Below are 19,544 nucleotides of genomic sequence, written 5' to 3' on the forward strand. Positions count from 1 at the left end.
GTGCGGCTACCGCCCCGGGCAGATCGAAGTAAGGCGGAGGAAGAAGTAGCGATGGCCGGCGCGATGCGCAAGATGGCGGTCTACCTCGGTCTTGTGGAGGACGACCGCTACGAGAGATACGACAGCTATTCCGACGACGACTACGAGGAGTTCGACGACTCGCGGCGGGTCGCCGACGAACGTCCTGGCGCGGTCCACGACCGCGAGGAGGACACCGATCCGGGTGTTCCGGCCCCCAGGCCCGCCACCGCCGTCATGGAACGTCGCACCACCGACCTGGCGCGCATAACGACGCTTCACCCCCGCACCTACAACGAGGCGCGGACCATTGGCGAGCACTTCCGGGACGGCACCCCGGTCATCATGAACCTGACCGAGATGGTTGACAGCGACGCGAAACGTCTTGTTGATTTCGCGGCAGGTCTTGTCTTTGGCCTACATGGCAGCATTGAACGTGTTACCAACAAGGTGTTCCTGTTGTCCCCTGCCAATGTCGAGGTGACCGCCGAGGACAAGGCTCGAATCGCGGAACGCGGGTTCTTCAACCAGAGCTAGAGTTCCACCATGAACAGTGACCGGCCGGACAGGTCCCGACGAGACCGGGGACGGCGGAACGGAGTGGAGGTGGGGACGGATCATGGGGATCGTTAGCGAGATCTTGGTCGCAGTCCTGTCCCTCTACCTGGTTCTGCTGATCGGCAGAATGATCTTTGAGACGGTGCAGTCGTTCGCACGTCAGTGGCGTCCCACGGGGCCCATCCTGGTCCTAGCGGAAGTCGTGTACACACTGACCGATCCACCTCTCAAGTTCCTCCGCCGTTTCATTCCACCACTCCGGTTGGGTACGGTGGCCTTTGACCTAAGCTTCGCAATGCTGTTCATTGGGGTCTTGGTCTTGATCCAACTCGTGTCCGCGCTTCGTTGATCGGGTACCGTCCTCCGGACAGACTCCAAGCGCGCCAAGGAGACCGAAATGCCGCTGACGCCCGCCGATGTGCGGAACAAGCAATTCAGTACGACCCGGCTCAGGCCGGGCTACGACGAGGAAGAGGTAGACGCCTTCCTCGATGAGGTGGAGTCCGAGCTGGACCGCCTCATCCAGGAGAACGAGGAGCTCCGTGCCAAACTGACCGAGTGTCTGCGGGGCAAGGTGCCCGGCGGAATGGGCATGGCCATGGCGCCCGCTCCCATCGCCGAGTCCAAGCCGGAGATGATGATGCAGCAGCCGGAGCAGATCCGGCCTCCGGAGCCCGTGCACCACCAGCAGCCCGTCCCGGTCGCCATGGGGATGCCCCCGGCCGAGGACAACATGGACACCGCCGCCCGTGTCCTCGCCCTCGCCCAGCAGACGGCCGACCAGGCGATCGCCGACGCCCGCCGGGAGGCGGACGAGACGGTGACCCGGGCGCGCCGTGAGGCCGACGACATCCTCGGCAAGGCCCGCCGCCAGGCCGAGCAGGTGATCGGCGACGCCCGTGCCCGCGCCGAGACGCTGGAGCGCGACGCCCAGGAGCGCCACAGGCAGGCCATGGGCTCCCTGGTGCAGACCCGTGACGAGCTGGAGCGCAAGGTCGAGGAGCTCCGCAGCTTCGAGCGCGAGTACCGCAGCAGGCTGAAGCTGTATCTGGAGAACCAGCTCGCCGACCTGAACGTGGCGGCCGAGGGCACCGGCGCCTTCCCGATCGTGGGCGGCCCTCCGGCGATGTCCCACGCCGTGGCCCAGGGAGGACAGCCGTCCATCCAGGGTGCCCCGGGTCCGTTCGGTGGCGAGCCGGTGCAGCACTCCAGTGCCTTCCAAGGTGTTGACGGTCCGCACAACGACCGCCGATAGGTTGTCGGGTCATTACCTCTGACCCGATCTGGGAGTTCCTCTGTGATCCTCATCAGCGCTGGTTTGGTGCTCACCGCCATCGCCCTGCTCATCGCGGGGTTCGTGATGGCCAAACCGTTTCTGGTCATGTGGTCGATCGCGGTCAGCGTTCTGTCCGCGGTCTTCCTGGTGATCGGGGCGTTGTTACGCCGCCACGAGCTGTTTCCCGGTGGCGGGCGCGCCGGGGTGGTTCCGCCACCCCCGCCCACGGCACCGGTTCCCCCGGGCCCGCTGTCAGGGCTGCCCGCGATGTCGTCCCAGCTCGCCTCTCCCGTGCCGCACACCACGGTGCCGCACGGCGCGCAGCGAGCCGCCGCGACCCAGCCCCGGCTGAGCCGTCCGGTGGCCGGGCCGGTTCCCGCCGCGGGGCGGGGCGTCCTGGACGACGAGGCGATCGTCCTGGTGATCCCCGGCCGTAAGCGCTTCCACGTCACCGGGTGCCGTCAGCTGGCCGACAGGGAGCATGAGGAGCTCACGCGCGCAGAGGCGCGTGAGGAGGGCTTCACGGCCTGTACCACGTGCCTGCCGGAGTTCACCGCGGGGATCCCGCAGGGTGTCTCCGTATCGGCTCAGCAGCCCGCCAAGGCCGCCAGGCCCGCGCCCTCCCAGGGGGCCGGTCAGGGGTCCGGTCTCTCCGGCCCCGGCGACACCGGCGAATCCGGCGTACACCAGACCACCGCCCGGTTCGCCTCCCCCACGGTGCCGCCCGCGGCCTCGCCCGGCGCTCAGGAGGCCCCGGCGGCCCGGCCCGACGCCCACAGGCCCGCCACCGCCTCCGGTGAGCAGGCACGGTCCGGACACCGCGAGCAGCCCCGGCAGGACAGTGACCGGCCGCGGCAGGAGCGTGAACGGCCCGAGCCGGAGAGGGAGCAGGCGCCGCCCCGGAAAGCGGCGGTCCCGCCCCTGCGCGCCGCGGAACCGGTGATCCCCTCCTTCCCGATCCGGCCCCCGATCTCCATACCGGAGGCATCCTCCGAGCCCAACGCCACCAGTTGGTTCAGTCGTGAGGCGGCCAAGTCCCCGGAGTCCAAGGCCGGCCAGGAGGCCAAGCCCTCCGCCCGGACCGGTGGCCCGGCCGAGCCCGGCCCCATCGGGAGCGGGCCCGAGCCGGAGTCCACGACCGGGTCCCGGAGTCCGGCCGCCGGGCCGGAGGCCGCGAGCGCCTCCTCCGCCGGGACCGAGAAGGCCACGGCGTCAGCGCCGGCGCGGACGACCTCCGGCGCCGCCCCCGCGAAGCCGGCCAAGACCGCCGAGCCGGTGGGGCCGACCGGCGCCGGGTCCGGGCGCGCCGGGCGACCGGCGCCGGCCGGCCCCGCCTCGGCGGCCTCCGTCCCCAAGGCCCCGGCGGCCGGTGGGAAGGCGCCGGAGGGCACCTCCCCGGTGGTCCCGGACGAAGATCGTGAAGATGCCGACACCGCCCCGCGCGGGATTCCGGTCGTCCGGGCGGACGCCCCCGCGCCGGAGACCGTCAAGATCATCGTTGGCACCCGCCGCTTTCACGGCTCGACCTGCCCTCTGATCAAGGGCGTGGACGCCGCCGGTCTGGAGAGCATGACCCTGGCCAAGGCGGAGAAGGCCGGGATGAGCAGCTGCTCGGTCTGCCGGACCACCACGTAGATCGAGCCGGGCCGTGCCGGTGGCGCCGGGATCCGGAGCGGTGTGGTGAGAGAGCCGAGAGAGGGGCCCGGGGAGAATCCCCGGGCCCCTCTCCATGATTTTCGCTTTTCAGCTGATGTGGCGGTTCTCAGCTGATACGGCGGAGCTGGAAGGTCAGGCCGAGGTCGGCGTCGTGGCGGATGGGAAGATCGTCGGCGGCGCCCTCGGTGAGGGAGACCGCGAGGACCTCGCCGGCCACCGTGCCACCCTGGGTACGCAGCGCCTCCGCCAGATCCGCGTCGGTGGTGGACCACCACACGTCGATCCGGTCGGAGATCGACAGCCCGGTGGACTTGCGGGTGTCCTGGAGCAGGCGGACGACGTCGCGGACCAGCCCGGAGCGGCGCAGCTCGTCGGTGATGGTCAGGTCGAGGGCGACCGTCTCGCCGGTCCCGGTGTCCACGGCCCCGGTCTCCACAGCCCAGCCGGACTTCGGCTGCTCGGTGACGATCACCTCCTCGGCGGTCAGCTCCACCGGCCCCAGCTCACCGGCGTCCACCGACACCGCCGACCCCGAGCGGAGCGCGCGGGCGAGCTCCGCGGCGTCGGCGGCGGAGACGGCCGCGGCGACCAGCTTGGTCCGCGAGCCGAACCTCCTGCCCAGCGCCCGGAAGTTGGGCTTGACCGTGAAGGAGACCAGGTCGGCCTCGATGCCGCCCAGATCCTCCAGGCTCTGCACGTTGAGCTCGTCGGTGATCAGCTCGCGCAGCTCGGGGGAGAGCGTCCCCCAGCCCCGGGCGCCGACGAGGGCGCGGCCCAGCGGCTGGCGAGTCTTCACCCCGCTGGAGGCGCGGGCCGAGCGGCCCAGCTCCACCAGGCGCCGGACCAGCGCCATCTGCTCCGACAGCGCCTCGTCCAGCAGCTCCTCGGTCACGGAGGGCCAGCCGGCCAGGTGGACCGAGGAGGGGGCGTCGGCGTCGCGGAGCACGCCCCAGACGTGGTCGGTGACGAACGGCGTCACCGGCGCCATCAGCCGGGTGACGGTCTCCAGGCACTCGTACAGCGTGGCGAACGCCGAGACGTCACCGGACCAGAACCGGCGGCGGGAGCGCCGTACGTACCAGTTGGACAGGTCGTCGAGGAACTCCGCCAGCCGCCGCCCGGCGCGGGCGGTGTCGTAGTCGTCCAGTGACGCGGTGACGTCGGCCGTCGTCCGGTGCAGCTCGGCCAGCGCCCAGCGGTCGATCAGCGGGCGCTCGCCGTACCCGGGGGCCTCGGAGAGGTCGGCCGGTGACCAGGACTCGGCGTTGGCGTACAGGGTGAAGAACGACGCGGTGTTCCAGTAGGTCAGCAGGACCTTGCGGACGATCTCCTCCAGGGCGGCGTGCCCGACCCGGCGGGCGGCCCACGGCGAGCCGGCGCAGGCCATGTACCAGCGCAGCGCGTCGGCGCCGTGCTGGTCCATCAGCGGGATCGGCTGCAGCACGTTTCCCAGGTGCTTGCTCATCTTGCGGCCGTCCTCGGCGAGGATCAGGCCGAGGCAGAGCACGTTCTCGTACGACGACCTGCCGAAGACCAGCGTGCCGACGGCCATCAGCGAGTAGAACCAGCCGCGCGTCTGGTCGGTGGCCTCGCAGATGAACTGCGCGGGGTAGGCCTTGTCGAGCATGTCGGCGTCGCGGTACGGCGCGCCCCACTGGGCGAACGGCATCGAACCCGAGTCGTACCAGGCGTCGATCACGTCCGGCACCCGGCGCGCCTCGGCGCCGCAGGTGGGACAGGGGAGCGTGACGTCGTCCACGTAGGGGCGGTGCGGGTCGAGCGCGGAGACGTCCTGGCCCGACAGCCGGCCCAGCTCCTCCAGCGAGCCGACGCAGGTGACGTGCGAGTCGTCCGCGGAGCAGACCCAGAGCGGCAGCGGCGTGCCCCAGTAGCGCGACCGCGACAGCGACCAGTCGACGTTGTTGCGCAGCCACTCGCCGAAGCGGCCCCACTTGATCGTCCCGGGATACCAGTTGGTCTTCTCGTTCTCGGCGAGGAGCTGGTCCTTGATCGCGGTGGTGCGGATGTACCACGCCGGGAGCGCGTAGTACAGCAGCGCGGTGTGACAGCGCCAGCAGTGCGGGTAGCTGTGCTCGAAGTGGCCGCCCCGGTAGAGCAGGCCACGGCGGAGGAGGTCCGCGGTCAGGTCCTCGTCGGCCTCCTTGAAGAACCGGCCGCCGACCTGGGGGACGTCGTCGAGGAAGCGCCCGTCGGGGCCGATCGGGTTGACCACCGGCAGGCCGTACCGCTTGCAGGTGGTCAGGTCGTCGGCGCCGAAGGCGGGTGCCTGGTGGACCAGGCCGGTGCCGTCCTCGGTGGTGACGTAGTAGCCGAGCACCACGTAGTGCGCGCCCGGGATGTCGACCAGGTCGAAGGGGCGGGAGTAGGTGGTGTGCTCCAGCTCGGCGCCCTGGAAGGAGGCCAGCACCTCGGCGCCCTCGCCCAGCGCGGCGACCAGCAGCGGCTCGGCCACCACCAGCACCTCGTCGGACCCGGCCGGGCGCGCCGCGACGTAGGTCACCTCCGGATGCACGGCCACCGCCGTGTTGGAGACCAGCGTCCAGGGCGTGGTGGTCCAGATCAGCAGCGAGGCGCCGAGGTCGGCCAGCGGGCCGGAGGTGGCGGGCATCCGGACGTGGACCGAGGGGCTGGTGACGGTCTCGTAGCCGCCGGGCTGGCCCAGCTCGTGGTCGGACAGGCCGGTGCCGCAGCGGGGGCAGTAGGGCGTGATCCGGAAGTCGCGGGTGAGCAGGTCCTTGTCGAAGATGACCTTGAGCGACCACCAGACGGACTCCACGTAGGACGGGTCCATCGTGCGGTAGGCCTGGGACAGGTCGATCCAGTACCCCATCCGCTCGGTCATCTCCTCGAAGGCGTCCACGTGCCGCACCACGGACTCGCGGCACCTGGCGTTGAACTCGGCGATGCCGTACGCCTCGATGTCCTTCCTGCCGGAGAGGCCGAGCTCCTTTTCGACGCTGACCTCGACCGGCAGGCCGTGGCAGTCCCAGCCGGCCCTGCGGGGCACGTTGTAGCCCCGCATGGACCGGTAGCGGGGGAAGATGTCCTTGAAGACACGGGCCTCGACGTGGTGCACGCCGGGCATGCCGTTGGCGGTGGGAGGGCCCTCGTAGAAGACCCAGTTGGGGCCGCCGGCGTTCTGCTCGACCGAGCGCTCGAAGATCTTGCCGTCCCGCCAGCGGTCGAGCACCTCGTGTTCAAGCGCGGGCAGATCGACCTGCGCGGGAAGAGAGCGGAAATAGGCGGACATAAAAGGCGGGACCTCCACGCTGGCATCGGCAGTGGCGTGGAGGGACGAGACCCGATGGGCCCCGCGGTACCACCCTCCTTGACCTTCGGAGCGAAGGTCCTCTTCCTTGGGCTCTGCTGCCGGTTCTACTGGGTCGGGGTGACCGTTCCTCCGGCGGCTCAGGGGTGATTTTCCCTCCGGGCATCGCCCCGGGCTCACACCCTCCCCGGGTCGCTCGTGCGAGGGGCTCGGAGGTAGTTGTCCCCATCAACGCCTTGCAGGCTCACACCATAACGCACCGATCCGCGAGAAGCTTCCCGAATACCGAGGTCGGAGAGGGAATCCGAGAGAGGGGGCCGTATGTTACGGGAGTGGTAAACATCACGGCGGGTCGTTTGCCGTTCTGTTATGGGAGACCTAAGCTGCCCGCACCGTTTACCACACTGGAATACGGTCCGATCGAGCAAGGAGGCCGCCATGGCCGCGACTGTACGCGCGGACGAGAGCGCGGTAGCGCCGTTGGAGGACGGGAGCGCCGTCACCTGGTCGGCCACGGAGCTCGCGGACGTCCGCGAGAGGCTGGCCGAGGAGATCGACGAGCTCAACCAGGAGATCGCCAAGGCGGAGAGCGAGATCGCGTCGAGCGATGTCACCGACGGCGCCGGAGACGACCAGGCCGACGCCGGTGCCCGGACGTATGAACGGGAACGTGAGATCGCCCTTACCCTGAACTCGCGCGATCTGGTCGCGCAGAACGAGCGAGCGATCGCCCGGATCGACGCGGGGACTTACGGAGTGTGCGAATCGTGCCACAAGCCGATCGGCAAGGAGCGCCTTCAGGCGTTCCCGAGGGCGACGCTCTGCGTGGCCTGCAAGCAGCGGGAGGAGCGCCGCTGACCGGTGACGCCGGCGGCCCCGCCGGAGGGGCCGCCCCACCCGCCCCGCGGGCGGCGCGGCGGGTGGCCGTGCTGGCGGCTCTCGCGGTGGTCGTCTACGGTCTCGACCTGCTGACCAAGACCATCGTGCTGAAGACGCTCGAAGGCAGGGAGCCGGTCGTGCTCATCCCCGACCTGCTCCAGTTCCGGGTCATCTTCAACCCGGGGGCCGCGTTCAGCATCGGCACCGGCATGACCATCGTCTTCACGATCATCGCGGCCGGAGTCGTGATCGCCATCCTGCGCACCGCGCGGAACCTGCGCAGCGTGCCGTGGGCGATCACGCTCGGCCTGATGCTCGGCGGGGCCCTGGGGAACCTCACCGACCGGCTCTTCCGTGCCCCCGGAGGGCTCCAGGGGCACGTGGTCGACTTCGTCGAGGTCTTCCCCGGCCGCTTCCCGGTCTTCAACGTCGCGGACTCGGCGATCGTCTGCGGCGGGATCCTGGCCGTCCTCCTCGCCTGGCGGGGCTATCAGATCGACGGCACACGAGACACCGGAGAGAGAAGAAACGATGGCTGAACAGCGGAGTCTTCCCGTCCCCGACGGGCTGGAGGGCGAGCGTCTCGACGCGGCCCTGTCCCGGCTGTTCGGTTTCTCCCGCACCCGCGCGGCCGAGTTGATCGTCGACGGCGACGTGCTGGTGAACGGCTCGCCCGCCGCCAAGTCCGACCGGGTCCACGCGGGCGCCTGGCTGGACATCACCCTGCCGGCGCCGCCCGCAGTGCCGATGCCGGTCGCCGAACCGATCCCCGGCATGCGGATCCTCTACGAGGACGACGACATCGTCGTCGTCAACAAGCCCATCGGCGTGGCCGCCCACCCCACCACCGGCTGGACCGGGCCGACCGTGATCGGTGGCCTGCTGGGCGCCGGGCACCGGGTGGCGACCAGCGGTGCCGCCGAGCGGCAGGGCATCGTGCACCGCCTGGACGCCAACACCACCGGGGCCATGGTCGTCGCCAAGAGCGAGCACGCCTACTCGCGGCTGAAGCGCGCCTTCAAGGAGCGCACGGTCGACAAGCGCTACCACGCCCTGGTCCAGGGCCACCCCGATCCGCTGCGCGGCACGGTCGACGCGCCCATCGACCGCCACCCCTCGGGGGACGGCCGGTTCGCGGTGGTGGCCGGAGGCAAGGAGTCGGTCACCCACTACGACACGGTCGAGGCGTTCCGCGCCGCGTCGCTGCTGGACATCAAGCTGGAGACCGGGCGGACCCACCAGATCCGGGTCCACATGGCGGCACTGCGCCACCCGTGCGTCGGTGACCTGATGTACGGCGCGGATCCCACGCTGGCCGCGCGGCTGGGCGTCACCCGGCAGTGGCTGCACGCCGTCTCGCTGGCCTTCGAGCACCCGGTGACGGGTGAGTGGGTCGGCTTCGACGCCGGCTACCCGGACGACCTGGCCCGCGCCTTGAAGATCGTCGGCAGCGAGTCCTGACGGTCCTGCCCGGCGCGGACGCCGGAGACTCCCCGGCCCGCTCGTGCGGTGTTCCCCGCCGGTCGCGGCGCGGCCGGCCCGCGCGCCGGGCCCGTCACGGCCTGGTGGCGGGTGACGGATGGCGGGTCACGACGGGGCGTTGGACATACCGGCGCCGGTTGTCTACCTTTCGCCGCATGACAGAGCGGCGTGTGATCTTGAGCGGTTCCACCTTCGAAGAGGAGATCGGCTACGCGCGGGCGGTGGTCGACGGCGACCGGGTGCACGTGTCCGGGACGACGGGGTTCGACTACGCGACCATGACCATCTCCGACGACGTCGTCGAACAGGCCGAGCAGTGCCTGCGCAACGTCGAGTCGGCGCTGGCCGAGGCGGGCTGCTCGTTCGCCGACGTCGTACGGGTCAGATACCTGCTGCCCGACCGTGAGGACTTCCAGCCGTGCTGGCCCACGCTGCGCCGCTGTTTCGGCGATGTCCGCCCGGCGGCGACCATGCTCGTGTGCGGTCTGGCCGATCCCCGGATGAGGTTGGAGATCGAGGTGTACGCGCGACGGCCCATGGAGCCGGGGCCGGCGTCCGCCGCCGGTTGACCGGCCCTTTCCGGCCCGGCGAGTCCGCCTCATCCGCTTACTCCTCGACGGTCTCGCCCCGGTGGGGACCGCCCGCCTTGCCGTACGCGGACATGCCGGGGGCGCTGCCCGCCACGGCGTTCGCCTCGCCACCGAGACCGTCCTGGCCGCTCTGGGGGTCCTGGTTGCCGTCCTGGCTCTGGTCACCCCCGTCGCCGGGGTTCTTCCCCGGCCCCTGACCGGGGCTCTGGCCGTCCTCGGGGGCGCTCTCGGACTCTCCGCCGCCCGTGCCGGTGTCGTTCTCCGGGCCTTGTTCCGAGGGGGTGTCCGAGGGTTTGGGCGACGGGGACGGACCGTTCTCCTCGGGCTTGCCGGACTTGTTGGACTTGTCGGCGGGTGCCGGGCGGGCGGGGGCCCGCCGGGTGTCCCGCCCCGTTCCGGGAGGTGAGGAATCCCTTCCGGTGGGCAGCCTGGCCTGTTTGGTGCTGGTCCCGCGGGCGTCGTCCCCGGTGGGAACGTCCCTCGGGGGCGTCGGCTCCTGTGAGGCCGGAGGAACGGAGCTCATGGCGACCCAGGCGGCTCCGCCCGCGGTCGTGACGATCGCGAGCACCGCGGCCACCAGGGCCGCGGCCGCGGAACGCCGCCGCCGTCCCCCCGGGGCGGCCGGGGCGGGCACGGGGGCCGCCGCGCCGGGCTCCGCCGCCTCCGGGACCGCCGAGCCGTGGGGTATGGGTCCGGGGGTCACGGGCCCGGCGATCTCCCCGGTCGCCGGCGCGCGGGTGGGAGCGGGGGAGGGCAGGTCGATCGGCATGGTGGCCTGCGGCGCGGTCCCGTTCACGATCGAGCGCAGGTGGGTCTGCACCTCCTGGGCGGACATGCGCTGCCTGGGATGCCTGCGGAGCAGGCCGTAGATCACCGGTCCCAGCGGGCCGGCCAACCTCAGCGGGGCCGGTTCCTCGTGCATGACCGCGCTGAGCGTCGCCAGGGGGTGGGCGCGTTCGAAGGGGGAGCGCCCCTCGACCGCCACGTAGAGCGTCACGCCGAGTGACCAAAGGTCGGAGGCGAACTCCGCCGTTCCGCCGCCCGCCCGTTCCGGCGCGATGAACGCGGGTGTGCCGATGAGGGCTCCGGTCCTGGTCACCGACGAGTCGCCCTCCAGTACCGCGATGCCGAAGTCGGTCAGCACGGCGCGGCCGTCCCTGGCGAGCAGCACGTTGTCCGGTTTGACGTCGCGGTGCAGCACACCCGCGTGGTGTGCGGCGACCAGCGCCCCGAGCACCTCCAGCCCGATCCGCGCCACCCGCGCCGGTGGCAGCGGCCCGTCCTCCCTGACCACCGCGCCGAGCGTCCGGGACTCCACCAGCTGCATGACGATCCACGGACGCCCGTCCTCCTCGATCACGTCGTAGACCGTCGCGACGCCGGGGTGGCCGACCCGGCCGGCGGCGCGCGCCTCCCTGAGCGTCCGCACGGTGAACACCTCGCGCTCCGGGCCGGTCAGGTCCGGGGAGGGGATGACCTCCTTGACCGCCACGTCCCGGCCGAGCACCTCGTCCTGTGCCCGCCAGACGGTGCCCATGCCCCCGCGGCCGATGCGCTCCAGCAGCCGGTACCGGGCGCCGATGATCTCTTGAGAGTCGGACATGGGCCTCGCCTACCCCTGATTACGGCAGACAATCGGCATATGTCACATATGCCGTCAAGTTGTCAGATCGTCACCGGCGCGGGCAGCGCGCCGGGCGCGCGTTCCCTCCCCTCCGGTCAGGCCGTCAGCCAGCGCAGCGCGGCGGTGACCACGGCCGCCGCGGCCAGCACGACCAGGAAGGGCGCGCGCAGCAGCAGCGCCACCACGGCCGCGCCCAGCCCTGCCGTGCGGGGCCAGTCGACGTGCAGCGACTGGCCGTGTGCGAAGGTCTGCACCGCGATCAGCGCGGCTAGCAGCGCCACCGGGACCAGCGCCGCGAAACGCTGCACCCCGGGGTGGTCGAGCATCCGGCGCGGCGCCGACAGGCCGGCGAGCTTCAGCGCGTAGCACCCCACGCAGGTGGCCAGCACGGCCCACCACACACCGCTCATCGCGGCCTCCTCAGGATCACGGCGAGCACGGCCACCGCCGCGATGAGCACCGGCACGCCGGGCGGGGTGAACGGGGTCGCGGCCAGCGCGACCGCCGCGCCGCACGCCGCGATCAACCGCGGCGTACGGGTCTCCGCGCCGCCACCGGTGAGCCGGGGCCACAGAATGGCCAGGAACGTCGCCGGGCCCACCACGTCCAGGCCGAGCAGGGCCGGGTCGGCCACCCAGGAGGTGCCCGCCGCGCCGGCCAGCGTGGTCGCGTTCCAGGTCAGGTAGAGGCTGGCGAACGTGACGAGGAACCCGGTCCTGGCCGACTCCCGGTCGGGCTGGGCCAGGGCCACCGCGGTCGTCTCGTCGATCACGCCGTGGGCCATCGGGAACCTGCGCCGGCCTCGCGCTCCCAGCAGGTCGGCCATCCGCAGGCCGTACAGGCCGTTGCGGATCCCCAGGAGCAACGCGCCCGCCGTGCCGGCGACCAGGTTGCCGCCGCCCGCGACGACCCCGACCATGGCGAACTGCGAGGCGCCGGTGAAGGCGAACAGGCTCAGCACGCACGCCTGCGCGACGCTCAGCCCCGCGGTGACCGCGGTGGCGCCGAACGCCAGCCCGGCCAGTCCCACGGCGATCCCCACCCCCAGTCCATCCCGGATCGCCGAGGAGCGAGTGGTTGTTTCCATATGAATGAGGTTATGTCTGCTTTTCTGTACTGAGTTGGTACGTTCCCGCCGGGGCGCCGCTGTCCGCCCGGTCGCGACCGGCCCGTCCGTCACCGGCGGCCCGCCCGCCGTGCCTGACACATCCGTCGTGGTGGTCACGGCTGGAAGGTCTTCGTGAACCTGTCGAAGAACGTCCGGTCCCACTCGGCCTCCGGGCTCTCCCAGTAGATCGCGTAGGGGCGGCCGGAGGCGGTGCGGAAGCCCCGGTCCAGAACGTGCGTCGGAACGTCGTTCCTCAGGTAGGTGAACTCCCAGTCGGCGGCGGGGGCGCCGCGATACCGCAGCGGGGTGACGCCCAGGCGTCTGTAACCCGGCCAGGCCTTCTTGGCCAGCCCGCCCCGCTCCACCTTCTCCCAGTGCCTGACCGGATCCCTCTCCGGGTCCTCGGTCGACTCGATCCACAGAAAGGCCTCCGATCCCGGCTCCCGGAACTCCATCCTGTTCCGGTCGGGAAAGCGCTTACCGGTCCAGCCGCGCGGCATCGCCACGCTGAAGCCCATCTTGGGGTCCCGGTACAGCCGCCAGCCCGCCGGGAGCCGGGCGGGACGGTCCGGGACGGCCGGCGGCGACGAGGACGAGGACGACGAGGACGACGAGGGCGACGAGGACGCGGTGGGACGGGGACCTCCCGAGGGCGTGTCCGGCCCGGTCGTCCCGCCCGAGGACCCGGCGGCGGACGTCGGCGGGTTCGGTGTCGCGTCGTCCGGCCCCCGGAGCAGCAGCCATCCGCCGATCCCGACCGTCAGCGCGAGCGCCGGCACCCCCACCGCGAGCGCCAGCCGCCCGGCCAGGGCGGACCCGCGGCCGGGCCGTCCCCGGTGCGACCGGGGGCCGGTGGGCGGCGGCCCGGTGCCGTAGGGGGGCCGTCCAGGGTGGTGGGGATCGTTTTGACGGCCGGGCTGTGGCGGGGGACCCGGATGGGCGGGGTATCCGGCGGCGGTGGGACCGTCGCGGTACGGAGGCCACGTCGGGTCCCCCGGATGGGACGGGTGCCCGGTGGGGGCGGACCCGTCGCGGTGGTGGGACCGTGCCAGGCCGCCCGGGTGGGACGGGGGCCCGCTGTGCCGGGGGGAGGCGTGCTGCGGATGCCGGCCGGGCGGCACGGCCACGTCGGGAGGCGCCGTCTCCCCGGGGTGGGCGGGCCGGCTGTCCTGTAGGGGGGCGCCGGGCCGGGCCGGATCGTTCGGGTAGCGCGGCTCGCCGTGCCGTACCGGACCGCTCTGATGGCCGGGGGCACCGGGTCCGGCGGGCTCGCCGGGGTAGGCCGGTCCACCGCGGTGTGTGAGGTCTTCCGGATACGGCGGGCCGCCGGGCCTGGAGGGAGAGCCCGGGTGACCCGGATGGGGCGACAGGGGATGGTGGGGCGCCGCACCGGTCCGCGGGGGGTGCGTGCCGACTCCGGCCTCACCCGGGGAGGCCGGGCGCCCGGCGCCCCTCCCCGAGGAGGCGAGGGTGAGCAGGGCGGCGGCCTCGTCGGCGGCCGTCCTGGCGGCGGGGTCCCGGGCGAGCAGGCCGAGGATCGCGGAGGTGAGGGGACCGGTGTGGGTCATCGGGCGGGGTTCGCCGTGCAGGACGGCCATCATGGTCGCCGCGGCCGTGTCGCGCTCGAACGGCGGGCGGCCCTCCAGGGCGGCGTACAGCGTCGCCCCCAGGGACCACAGATCCGATTCCGGGGTGGCGGGCAGGCCGTGCAGCCGTTCCGGTGGAAGGAACGCCGGGGTGCCGATCATCCCGCCTGTCCGGGTGATGCCGGTCTCGTGCGCCATGGAGGCGATGCCGAAGTCGGTCAGCACCACCCGGCCGTCGTCGGCCAGCAGCACGTTCTCCGGCTTGACGTCCCGGTGCAGCACCCCGGCGGCGTGCGCGGCCCGCAGCGCGCCCAGCACGTGCAGCCCGACCGAGGCCACCCGTTCGGGGGAGAGCGGCCCCTCGGTGCGGATGATCTCCCCCAGCGAGCGGGAGCGGACCAGCTGCATGACGACCCAGGGCCGCCCCTCCTCCTCGACCACGTCGTGCACGATGATCACTGAGGGGTGGTCGAGCCGCCCCGCGGACTTGGCCTCCCGGATCGTCCGCCGGTTCAGGTCGGCGCGCGCGGCCTCGTCGACGCCGCGGTAGCGGACCTCCTTGATCGCCACGACCCGGTCGAGAAGCTCGTCGTGAGAGCGCCAGACGACGCCCATCCCGCCCTCGCCGATGGGTTCGAGCAGGCGATACCGGCCCGCCACCTTCCGTTCGGTCATTCTCCTCGCCCCTCCCAAACCCACGCATCGTAGCCGGTTGGGACGGTGCTCACTTTTTCGAGGAGAAGCTCTCGGTGAATCCCTTGAAGAGGCCCAGGTTCCTGTCCCACTCCTCGGCCCTGGTGTGCCAGTAGATCGCGTATCCCCGGCCGCCCTCGGTCACGAACCCCCGGTTGATCACCCGGGCCTTGCCCGAGCTCATGTTCCAGGTGAACTCCCAATCGGCGGCCTTCTTCATGTAGTCGACCCGCGCGATGCGGATGCGCTCGTAACCGCTGAAGTTTCCCCGGCTGAACCGCTCCTGCTCCTGCCAGTCCTTCTTCGGGTCGGAGCCCGGGTGCTCGGTGTACTCGATCAGCAGATAGCTCACCCGGTCGGGCCCGCGGAACCACACCGACTGCCCGGATCGCCGGTCCACGTCCCAGCCCTTGGGCAGGCCGACCGAGAAGCCGTTGGCGTCCTTGTGCGTGCGCCAGTCGTCGGGCAGCCCGGGGGCCTTGTCGCTCTTGGTGGGTTCGGGCTCGGGTTCGGGGCTGGCGGACGGGGACGGATCCCCGCTGGGCTCCGCGGACGTCTCGGCGGGCTGTGCCGTCCTGCTCGGCCTGTCCTGGGACGCCAGGGTGCCGGTCGCCTCGCCGTCGCGTATCCCGAGCCACCCCGCGACCACCCCGACCACCACCAGCGCGGGCACGATCATCAGCAGCCCCCGCTTCAACGACGACCGGGCCTGCCACGAGGCGAGCGCCGGCGAGGTGGAGAGGCGCTCCATCATCGTCACGGGGCGGCGAGGGGGAGCGGCGCCGGGGGCGGGCTCGTGCCGTACGGCGGGGGCGGGCTCGTGCCCCACCGGGGGGATGGGCCGCTGAACCGGCCGGGGGGCGGGGGCCGGTACGGGCCCGGGGGCCGGTCCGCCCCCCGCGCCGGGAGGCGGACCGGCAGGCGTCCGCCGTACCTCGGCCACGGGTTCACGGGGCCGCTGCCGCGCGGCCGGCTGCGGCGGGGGCGGGGGCGGGGCGGCCGGCGGCGGATCCTTCGGGGGAGCGGGTACGGCGGAGCCCAGCTTCACCCCCGTGGCCGGCAGGCCCCGCGCCGGAGGGCGGATCCCCGGATCGGTCTCGGCCGCCGCCTCGGCGACCGTCGGCATGACGGCCGTCCTGGGGGGCGGCCGCCGCTGTCTGCCTCCCTCGGCCACCTCGCGCAGCAGCGGGGCGGCCTCCTCGTAGGACATCCGCAGATCCGGGTCCTTGCGGAGCAGCCCTTCGAGGACGGGGGCCAGCCGCCCGGCGTGGACCGGGGGTTCCGGCTCGTCGTTCAGCACGGCGTGCATCGTCGGCAGCGCCCCGCCCCGGTCGTGCGGCGGCCTGCCCTCCACGGCCGCGTACAACGTCGCCCCGAGGGACCACAGGTCCGACTCGCGCTGCGCGCTGCCCCCCTTGATCCGTTCCGGTGGGATGAACGCGGGTGTGCCGGCGATCCCGGTCATGGTCAGGGCGGTCTCGGCCTCAAGCGTCGCGATGCCGAAGTCGGTCAGCACCACCCGGCCGTCGTCGGCCAGCAGCACGTTCTCGGGTTTGACGTCCCTGTGCAGCACCCCCTGGGCGTGGGCGGCGCGCAGCGCCTCCAGCACCTGCAGCCCGATCTCCGCCACCCGCTCCGGAGGCAGCGGGCCGTCCTGGCGCAGGACCTTGCCCAGCGACCGGGACTCCACCAGCTGCATGACGATCCAGGGCCGCCCGTCCTCCTCCACCACGTCGTGGACGACGACCACGTTCGGATGGGTCAGCCGCCCGGCGGCACGCGCCTCGCGCTTGGTGCGCCGGTTGAAGTCCTCCTGGTTGTCCTCGCCGAGCATGTCGGCGTAGCGGACCTCCTTGACCGCGACCTCGCGATCGAGGAGCTCGTCGTGGGCCCGCCACACGATGCCCATGCCACCCCGGCCGATGGGTTCGAGCAGGTGGTAGCGGGAGGCGATGCGACGTCCCTCACGCTGTGCTTCGGCCATCAACCGCACCTACCCCTTTCTGACCCCCCTCTAAGCCTCCGCATACTCTCATAGGCCGAGCGGCGTGATCGACTCTCCCGAGGTCTGGATGTCCGTACCCTGAGACAGGCTGTCCGGTAATTGGCGCCCGGGGCGCGGATGGCCTATCGTCACCCTCATGGCTTGCTATTTCGTGTTTACCGAGCCGGCTCCGGAGGGCCGGTCGTGACAGCGTGATGTAGCGACCGTTCGGAGCCGGCACGAGGCAGAGACGCACAGTCTCTGCCTTTTTTGTTTCTTACGATTCGCCGGACCACGGGATGTGCGCCGGCTGAGCATGGGAGCCGAGATGTCGTTGACCGCACGTCTGGAGCGCGGAACCGTACGGCTGGGGACGCTCGCGGTCGGTGCCGGACCGGCGGTGGTGATCGGCGGTCCCGGGGCGGACGCCCGCCGGGTCGATCTGCGCGACCACCACGGCCGGGTGCCGGCGGCCGAGGCCGTGGCCGCGGTCCGCGCCGAGTGGGCCGGGCCGATCCTGGTGGAGCCGTTCTCGGCGGCGGACCTGCCGGAGATCGCCGCGGAGGCCGACGGCGTGCTGGTGGGCGCGGCCTGGATGCAGGACTTCCAGCTGGTCCGCGCGGCGGCCAGGCTCGGCCTGCCGATGATCGTTCAGCGCGGCCCGGCCGCGACCCTGGAGGAGTGGCTGGCCATCGCCGACTACTGCGTGGCCGAGGGCAACGACAGGGTCGTGCTCTGCGAGAGCGGCAGCCGTACCCGCGGATCGTCCCCGGCGGGGGCGCCCCTCGACCTGGCTCTGATGCGCGCCGCCCGGCAGAGGGCGGGGCGTCCGGTCCTGGCCGACCTCGGCGAGGACCCCGCGCTGGCCGCCGCGGTCGTCGCCGCCGGAGCCGACGGCGTCCTGCTGACCCCGGGCGCCTCCGAGCAGGCGGCGCTGACGGCGGTGGAGGCCGTGCGGATCGTCGGGGCGCTCACCCGCCCGGAGGCGCCCGGCTCCGTCCTCGCCGCCCGCGGCGCCGTCGACCGTGTCGACGCGGCGCTCGCCGTCCTCCTGGAGCGCCGCGCCGAGCTCGCCGGCGCCATCCAGCGTCTCAAGCCCGTCGGCGGGTTCGCCGGCCGCGACCTGGAGCGCGAGCGGCGCCTGGTCGCCGAGATGGCCCGCCGCGCCCCCACCCTCGGCGAGGCACGGCTGGCGCCCATCATGAACGCCGTCATCGAGGCGGGCCTGCACCTTGCGGAGGAACGCCGGGCGGCGGGTCAGTCCTGACCCCGTCCTCCGCGCCCCCCGCGCCCTCCACATCCCCCGCGTACCCCATCTCCCCGATCTCTCCCGCGTACCCGATCTCCCCGGCGTTCCCGATCTCCCCGGTGGGGCCGCCGCCCCCGGCGTTCCCGATCCTCCGGGCTCTCCCGGTGCCGACCACCCGCCAGCCGACGACGAGGGCGGCGGCCAGCAGCGGGATGCAGAAGAAGGCGATGCGCTGGTCATCGTCGGCGAACGGCATGAGCAGCACCACCAGCCCCAGGAAGCCCAGGGTGAGCCAGTTGGTGTACGGCGAGCCGGGCATCCGGAAGGCGGGACGGTCCAGCAGGCCCCGCTCGGCGGCCTCGCGCAGCCTGATCTGGCAGAGGACCAGGGTGCCCCAGGTGGTGATCACGCCGAGGGAGGCGATGGCGGTGGCGATGTTGAAGGCCCGTTCCGGCACGAAGTAGTAGAGGGCGACCCCGGCGGCGAACACGCTCGCGGTGAGGAGGATGCCCCCGTAGGGGACGTGCCGGGAGCCGAGCCGCCCGGCGAACGCGGGCGCCTCGCCCTTGACGGCCATGGCGCGCAGAATACGGCCGGTGGAGTAGAGGCCGGAGTTGCACGACGACATGGCCGCCGTGATCACGATGAGGTTCATCGCGTCGGCCGCCCAGGGGACGCCGAGCGCGGCGAAGACCGTCACGAACGGCGACCGCTCGGGACCGTACGCGGTCCAGGGCAGCACCATGGCGAGCAGCAGGATCGAACCGATGTAGAAGATCCCGATCCGCCAGATCACGCCGTTGATCGCCCTGGGCATGACCCGCTCGGGGTTCCGCGTCTCCCCGGCGGCGATGCCGACCAGCTCGATCGAGGCGTAGGCGAAGATCACGGACTGCAGGCTCATCAGCACCACGGGGAACCCGTTGGGGGAAAAGCCGCCGTGGGAGACGAGGTTCCCCAGTCCCGCGGTGCTTCCGCCCAGGGAGGTGCCGAGGAGCACCAGCACCAGCCCGGTCACCAGGAACGTGCAGATGGCCAGCACCTTGAGCAGCGCGAACCAGAACTCCAGCTCGCCGAAGAGCCGCACCGACAGCAGGTTGACGACCAGCACGAACGCCAGTGAGACGAGGGCGGTGATCCACCGGGGGAACTGCGGGGCCCACAGGCCCACATAGGTGGAGATCGCGGTCAGCTCGGCGATGCCGGTGAAGGCCCAGTTGACCCAGTACATCCAGCCGCTGGTGAAGGCGGCCCACGGCCCGACGAAGTCGGCGGCGTAGTCTACGAAGGAGCCCGAGGTGGGCCGGTAGAGCACCAGCTCGCCGAGGGCGCGCATCACGAAGAACGCCGCGAGCCCGGCGGCCGTGTACGACAGCACGAGTGCGGGACCGGCCGCCTGGAGCCGCCCGCCGGCGCCCAGGAACAGGCCCACCCCGATCGCGCCGCCGATCGCTATCATCTGCACCTGACGGTTGCCGAGCGCGTGGCTGTAGCCCTCGTCGATCTTCACAGGTTCCCCCCATGTGCCCAGCTCAGAAGCTTCGTTACGGAA

At 72.2% G+C, this 19,544-nt stretch carries 16 protein-coding genes; 9 read left to right on the plus strand and 7 right to left on the minus strand.

What is annotated here, in order from left to right; genetic code table 11:
* Positions 1-51 precede the first annotated feature (51 nt).
* The 4 genes from sepF (at position 52) to ABZ194_RS00630 (ending at position 3,487) form a co-directional block, all read left to right on the plus strand.
* Positions 52-555, plus strand: a complete 504-nt coding sequence (gene sepF / locus ABZ194_RS00615) for a cell division protein SepF (RefSeq protein ID WP_355590083.1) — start codon at positions 52-54, stop codon at positions 553-555.
* Positions 556-637: 82 nt separating this feature from the next.
* A complete protein-coding gene (locus tag ABZ194_RS00620; RefSeq protein WP_355590086.1) occupies positions 638-925 on the plus strand; it encodes a YggT family protein in 288 nt (95 codons plus the stop codon).
* Positions 926-973: 48 nt separating this feature from the next.
* Positions 974-1,831, plus strand: a complete 858-nt coding sequence (locus ABZ194_RS00625) for a DivIVA domain-containing protein (protein ID WP_355590089.1) — start codon at positions 974-976, stop codon at positions 1,829-1,831.
* A 42-nt stretch (positions 1,832-1,873) separates the two neighbouring features.
* Positions 1,874-3,487 (plus strand): hypothetical protein, encoded by a 1,614-nt coding sequence (locus ABZ194_RS00630; protein WP_355590092.1) that lies wholly within the window; start codon positions 1,874-1,876, stop codon positions 3,485-3,487.
* Positions 3,488-3,614: 127 nt separating this feature from the next.
* Here ABZ194_RS00630 and ileS read toward each other — a convergent pair whose 3' ends face one another.
* A complete protein-coding gene (ileS, locus tag ABZ194_RS00635) occupies positions 3,615-6,779 on the minus strand; it encodes an isoleucine--tRNA ligase (RefSeq protein ID WP_355590095.1) in 3,165 nt (1,054 codons plus the stop codon).
* Between the two features lie 456 nt (positions 6,780-7,235).
* Here ileS and ABZ194_RS00640 point away from each other — a divergent pair, with 456 nt between their 5' ends.
* The 4 genes from ABZ194_RS00640 to ABZ194_RS00655 all read left to right on the plus strand — a co-directional run bounded on the left by ABZ194_RS00640 (position 7,236) and on the right by ABZ194_RS00655 (position 9,727).
* Positions 7,236-7,655 carry a TraR/DksA C4-type zinc finger protein gene (locus ABZ194_RS00640; RefSeq protein WP_355590098.1) on the plus strand — a complete coding sequence of 140 codons (420 nt, stop codon included), beginning with the start codon at positions 7,236-7,238 and terminating at the stop codon, positions 7,653-7,655.
* A 62-nt stretch (positions 7,656-7,717) separates the two neighbouring features.
* Complete coding sequence (gene lspA / locus ABZ194_RS00645; RefSeq protein ID WP_355590101.1) at positions 7,718-8,215, plus strand: signal peptidase II; 498 nt, start codon at positions 7,718-7,720, stop codon at positions 8,213-8,215.
* Complete coding sequence (locus tag ABZ194_RS00650; protein WP_355590104.1) at positions 8,208-9,137, plus strand: RluA family pseudouridine synthase; 930 nt, start codon at positions 8,208-8,210, stop codon at positions 9,135-9,137. The genes lspA and ABZ194_RS00650 overlap by 8 nt, the downstream gene beginning before the upstream one ends.
* 176 nt (positions 9,138-9,313) lie before the next feature.
* Entirely contained in the window at positions 9,314-9,727 is a 414-nt protein-coding gene (locus tag ABZ194_RS00655) for a RidA family protein (RefSeq protein ID WP_355590107.1), read from the plus strand.
* 37 nt (positions 9,728-9,764) lie between these two features.
* Here ABZ194_RS00655 and ABZ194_RS00660 read toward each other — a convergent pair whose 3' ends face one another.
* The 5 genes from ABZ194_RS00660 to ABZ194_RS00680 all read right to left on the minus strand — a co-directional run bounded on the left by ABZ194_RS00660 (position 9,765) and on the right by ABZ194_RS00680 (position 16,743).
* Positions 9,765-11,351 (minus strand): protein kinase, encoded by a 1,587-nt coding sequence (locus ABZ194_RS00660; protein ID WP_355590111.1) that lies wholly within the window; start codon positions 11,349-11,351, stop codon positions 9,765-9,767.
* A 116-nt stretch (positions 11,352-11,467) separates the two neighbouring features.
* The gene (locus tag ABZ194_RS00665; RefSeq protein WP_355590114.1) at positions 11,468-11,782 is read right to left on the minus strand and encodes an AzlD domain-containing protein; all 315 of its coding nucleotides are present in this window, start codon (positions 11,780-11,782) and stop codon (positions 11,468-11,470) included.
* Positions 11,779-12,459, minus strand: a complete 681-nt coding sequence (locus ABZ194_RS00670; RefSeq protein ID WP_355590117.1) for an AzlC family ABC transporter permease — start codon at positions 12,457-12,459, stop codon at positions 11,779-11,781. Before ABZ194_RS00670 ends, ABZ194_RS00665 begins: the two co-directional genes overlap by 4 nt.
* Before the next feature lie 134 nt (positions 12,460-12,593).
* Positions 12,594-14,741, minus strand: a complete 2,148-nt coding sequence (locus ABZ194_RS00675; RefSeq protein ID WP_355590120.1) for a protein kinase — start codon at positions 14,739-14,741, stop codon at positions 12,594-12,596.
* 49 nt (positions 14,742-14,790) lie between these two features.
* Entirely contained in the window at positions 14,791-16,743 is a 1,953-nt protein-coding gene (locus tag ABZ194_RS00680) for a protein kinase (protein ID WP_355590123.1), read from the minus strand.
* A 328-nt stretch (positions 16,744-17,071) separates the two neighbouring features.
* Here ABZ194_RS00680 and ABZ194_RS00685 point away from each other — a divergent pair, with 328 nt between their 5' ends.
* Entirely contained in the window at positions 17,072-18,010 is a 939-nt protein-coding gene (locus ABZ194_RS00685) for a chorismate mutase (protein ID WP_355590126.1), read from the plus strand.
* Here the strand turns inward: ABZ194_RS00685 and ABZ194_RS00690 are convergent.
* Positions 17,955-19,502: an amino acid permease gene (locus ABZ194_RS00690; protein ID WP_355590128.1), complete on the minus strand. Its 1,548-nt coding sequence runs from the start codon at positions 19,500-19,502 to the stop codon at positions 17,955-17,957. The two genes, ABZ194_RS00685 and ABZ194_RS00690, sit on opposite strands and share 56 nt — an antisense overlap.
* Between the last annotated feature and the right edge of the window lie 42 nt (positions 19,503-19,544).

Source organism: Streptosporangium sp. NPDC006007, from assembly GCF_040614315.1.
In the GTDB taxonomy this organism is placed as follows: Bacteria; Actinomycetota; Actinomycetes; order Streptosporangiales; family Streptosporangiaceae; genus Streptosporangium.

Bases quoted from the DNA above. Each gene is read 5' to 3' on its own strand.
- ABZ194_RS00665 (WP_355590114.1), bottom strand. From the start codon at position 11,782: ATGAGCGGTGTGTGGTGGGCCGTGCTGGCCACCTGCGTGGGGTGCTAC.
- ABZ194_RS00680 (WP_355590123.1), bottom strand. From the start codon at position 16,743: ATGGCCGAAGCACAGCGTGAGGGACGTCGCATCGCCTCCCGCTACCAC.
- ileS (WP_355590095.1), bottom strand. From the start codon at position 6,779: ATGTCCGCCTATTTCCGCTCTCTTCCCGCGCAGGTCGATCTGCCCGCG.
- ABZ194_RS00675 (WP_355590120.1), bottom strand. From the start codon at position 14,741: ATGACCGAACGGAAGGTGGCGGGCCGGTATCGCCTGCTCGAACCCATC.
- ABZ194_RS00620 (WP_355590086.1), top strand. From the start codon at position 638: ATGGGGATCGTTAGCGAGATCTTGGTCGCAGTCCTGTCCCTCTACCTG.
- sepF (WP_355590083.1), top strand. From the start codon at position 52: ATGGCCGGCGCGATGCGCAAGATGGCGGTCTACCTCGGTCTTGTGGAG.
- ABZ194_RS00670 (WP_355590117.1), bottom strand. From the start codon at position 12,459: ATGGAAACAACCACTCGCTCCTCGGCGATCCGGGATGGACTGGGGGTG.
- ABZ194_RS00655 (WP_355590107.1), top strand. From the start codon at position 9,314: ATGACAGAGCGGCGTGTGATCTTGAGCGGTTCCACCTTCGAAGAGGAG.
- ABZ194_RS00650 (WP_355590104.1), top strand. From the start codon at position 8,208: ATGGCTGAACAGCGGAGTCTTCCCGTCCCCGACGGGCTGGAGGGCGAG.
- ABZ194_RS00660 (WP_355590111.1), bottom strand. From the start codon at position 11,351: ATGTCCGACTCTCAAGAGATCATCGGCGCCCGGTACCGGCTGCTGGAG.
- ABZ194_RS00640 (WP_355590098.1), top strand. From the start codon at position 7,236: ATGGCCGCGACTGTACGCGCGGACGAGAGCGCGGTAGCGCCGTTGGAG.
- ABZ194_RS00685 (WP_355590126.1), top strand. From the start codon at position 17,072: ATGTCGTTGACCGCACGTCTGGAGCGCGGAACCGTACGGCTGGGGACG.
- ABZ194_RS00625 (WP_355590089.1), top strand. From the start codon at position 974: ATGCCGCTGACGCCCGCCGATGTGCGGAACAAGCAATTCAGTACGACC.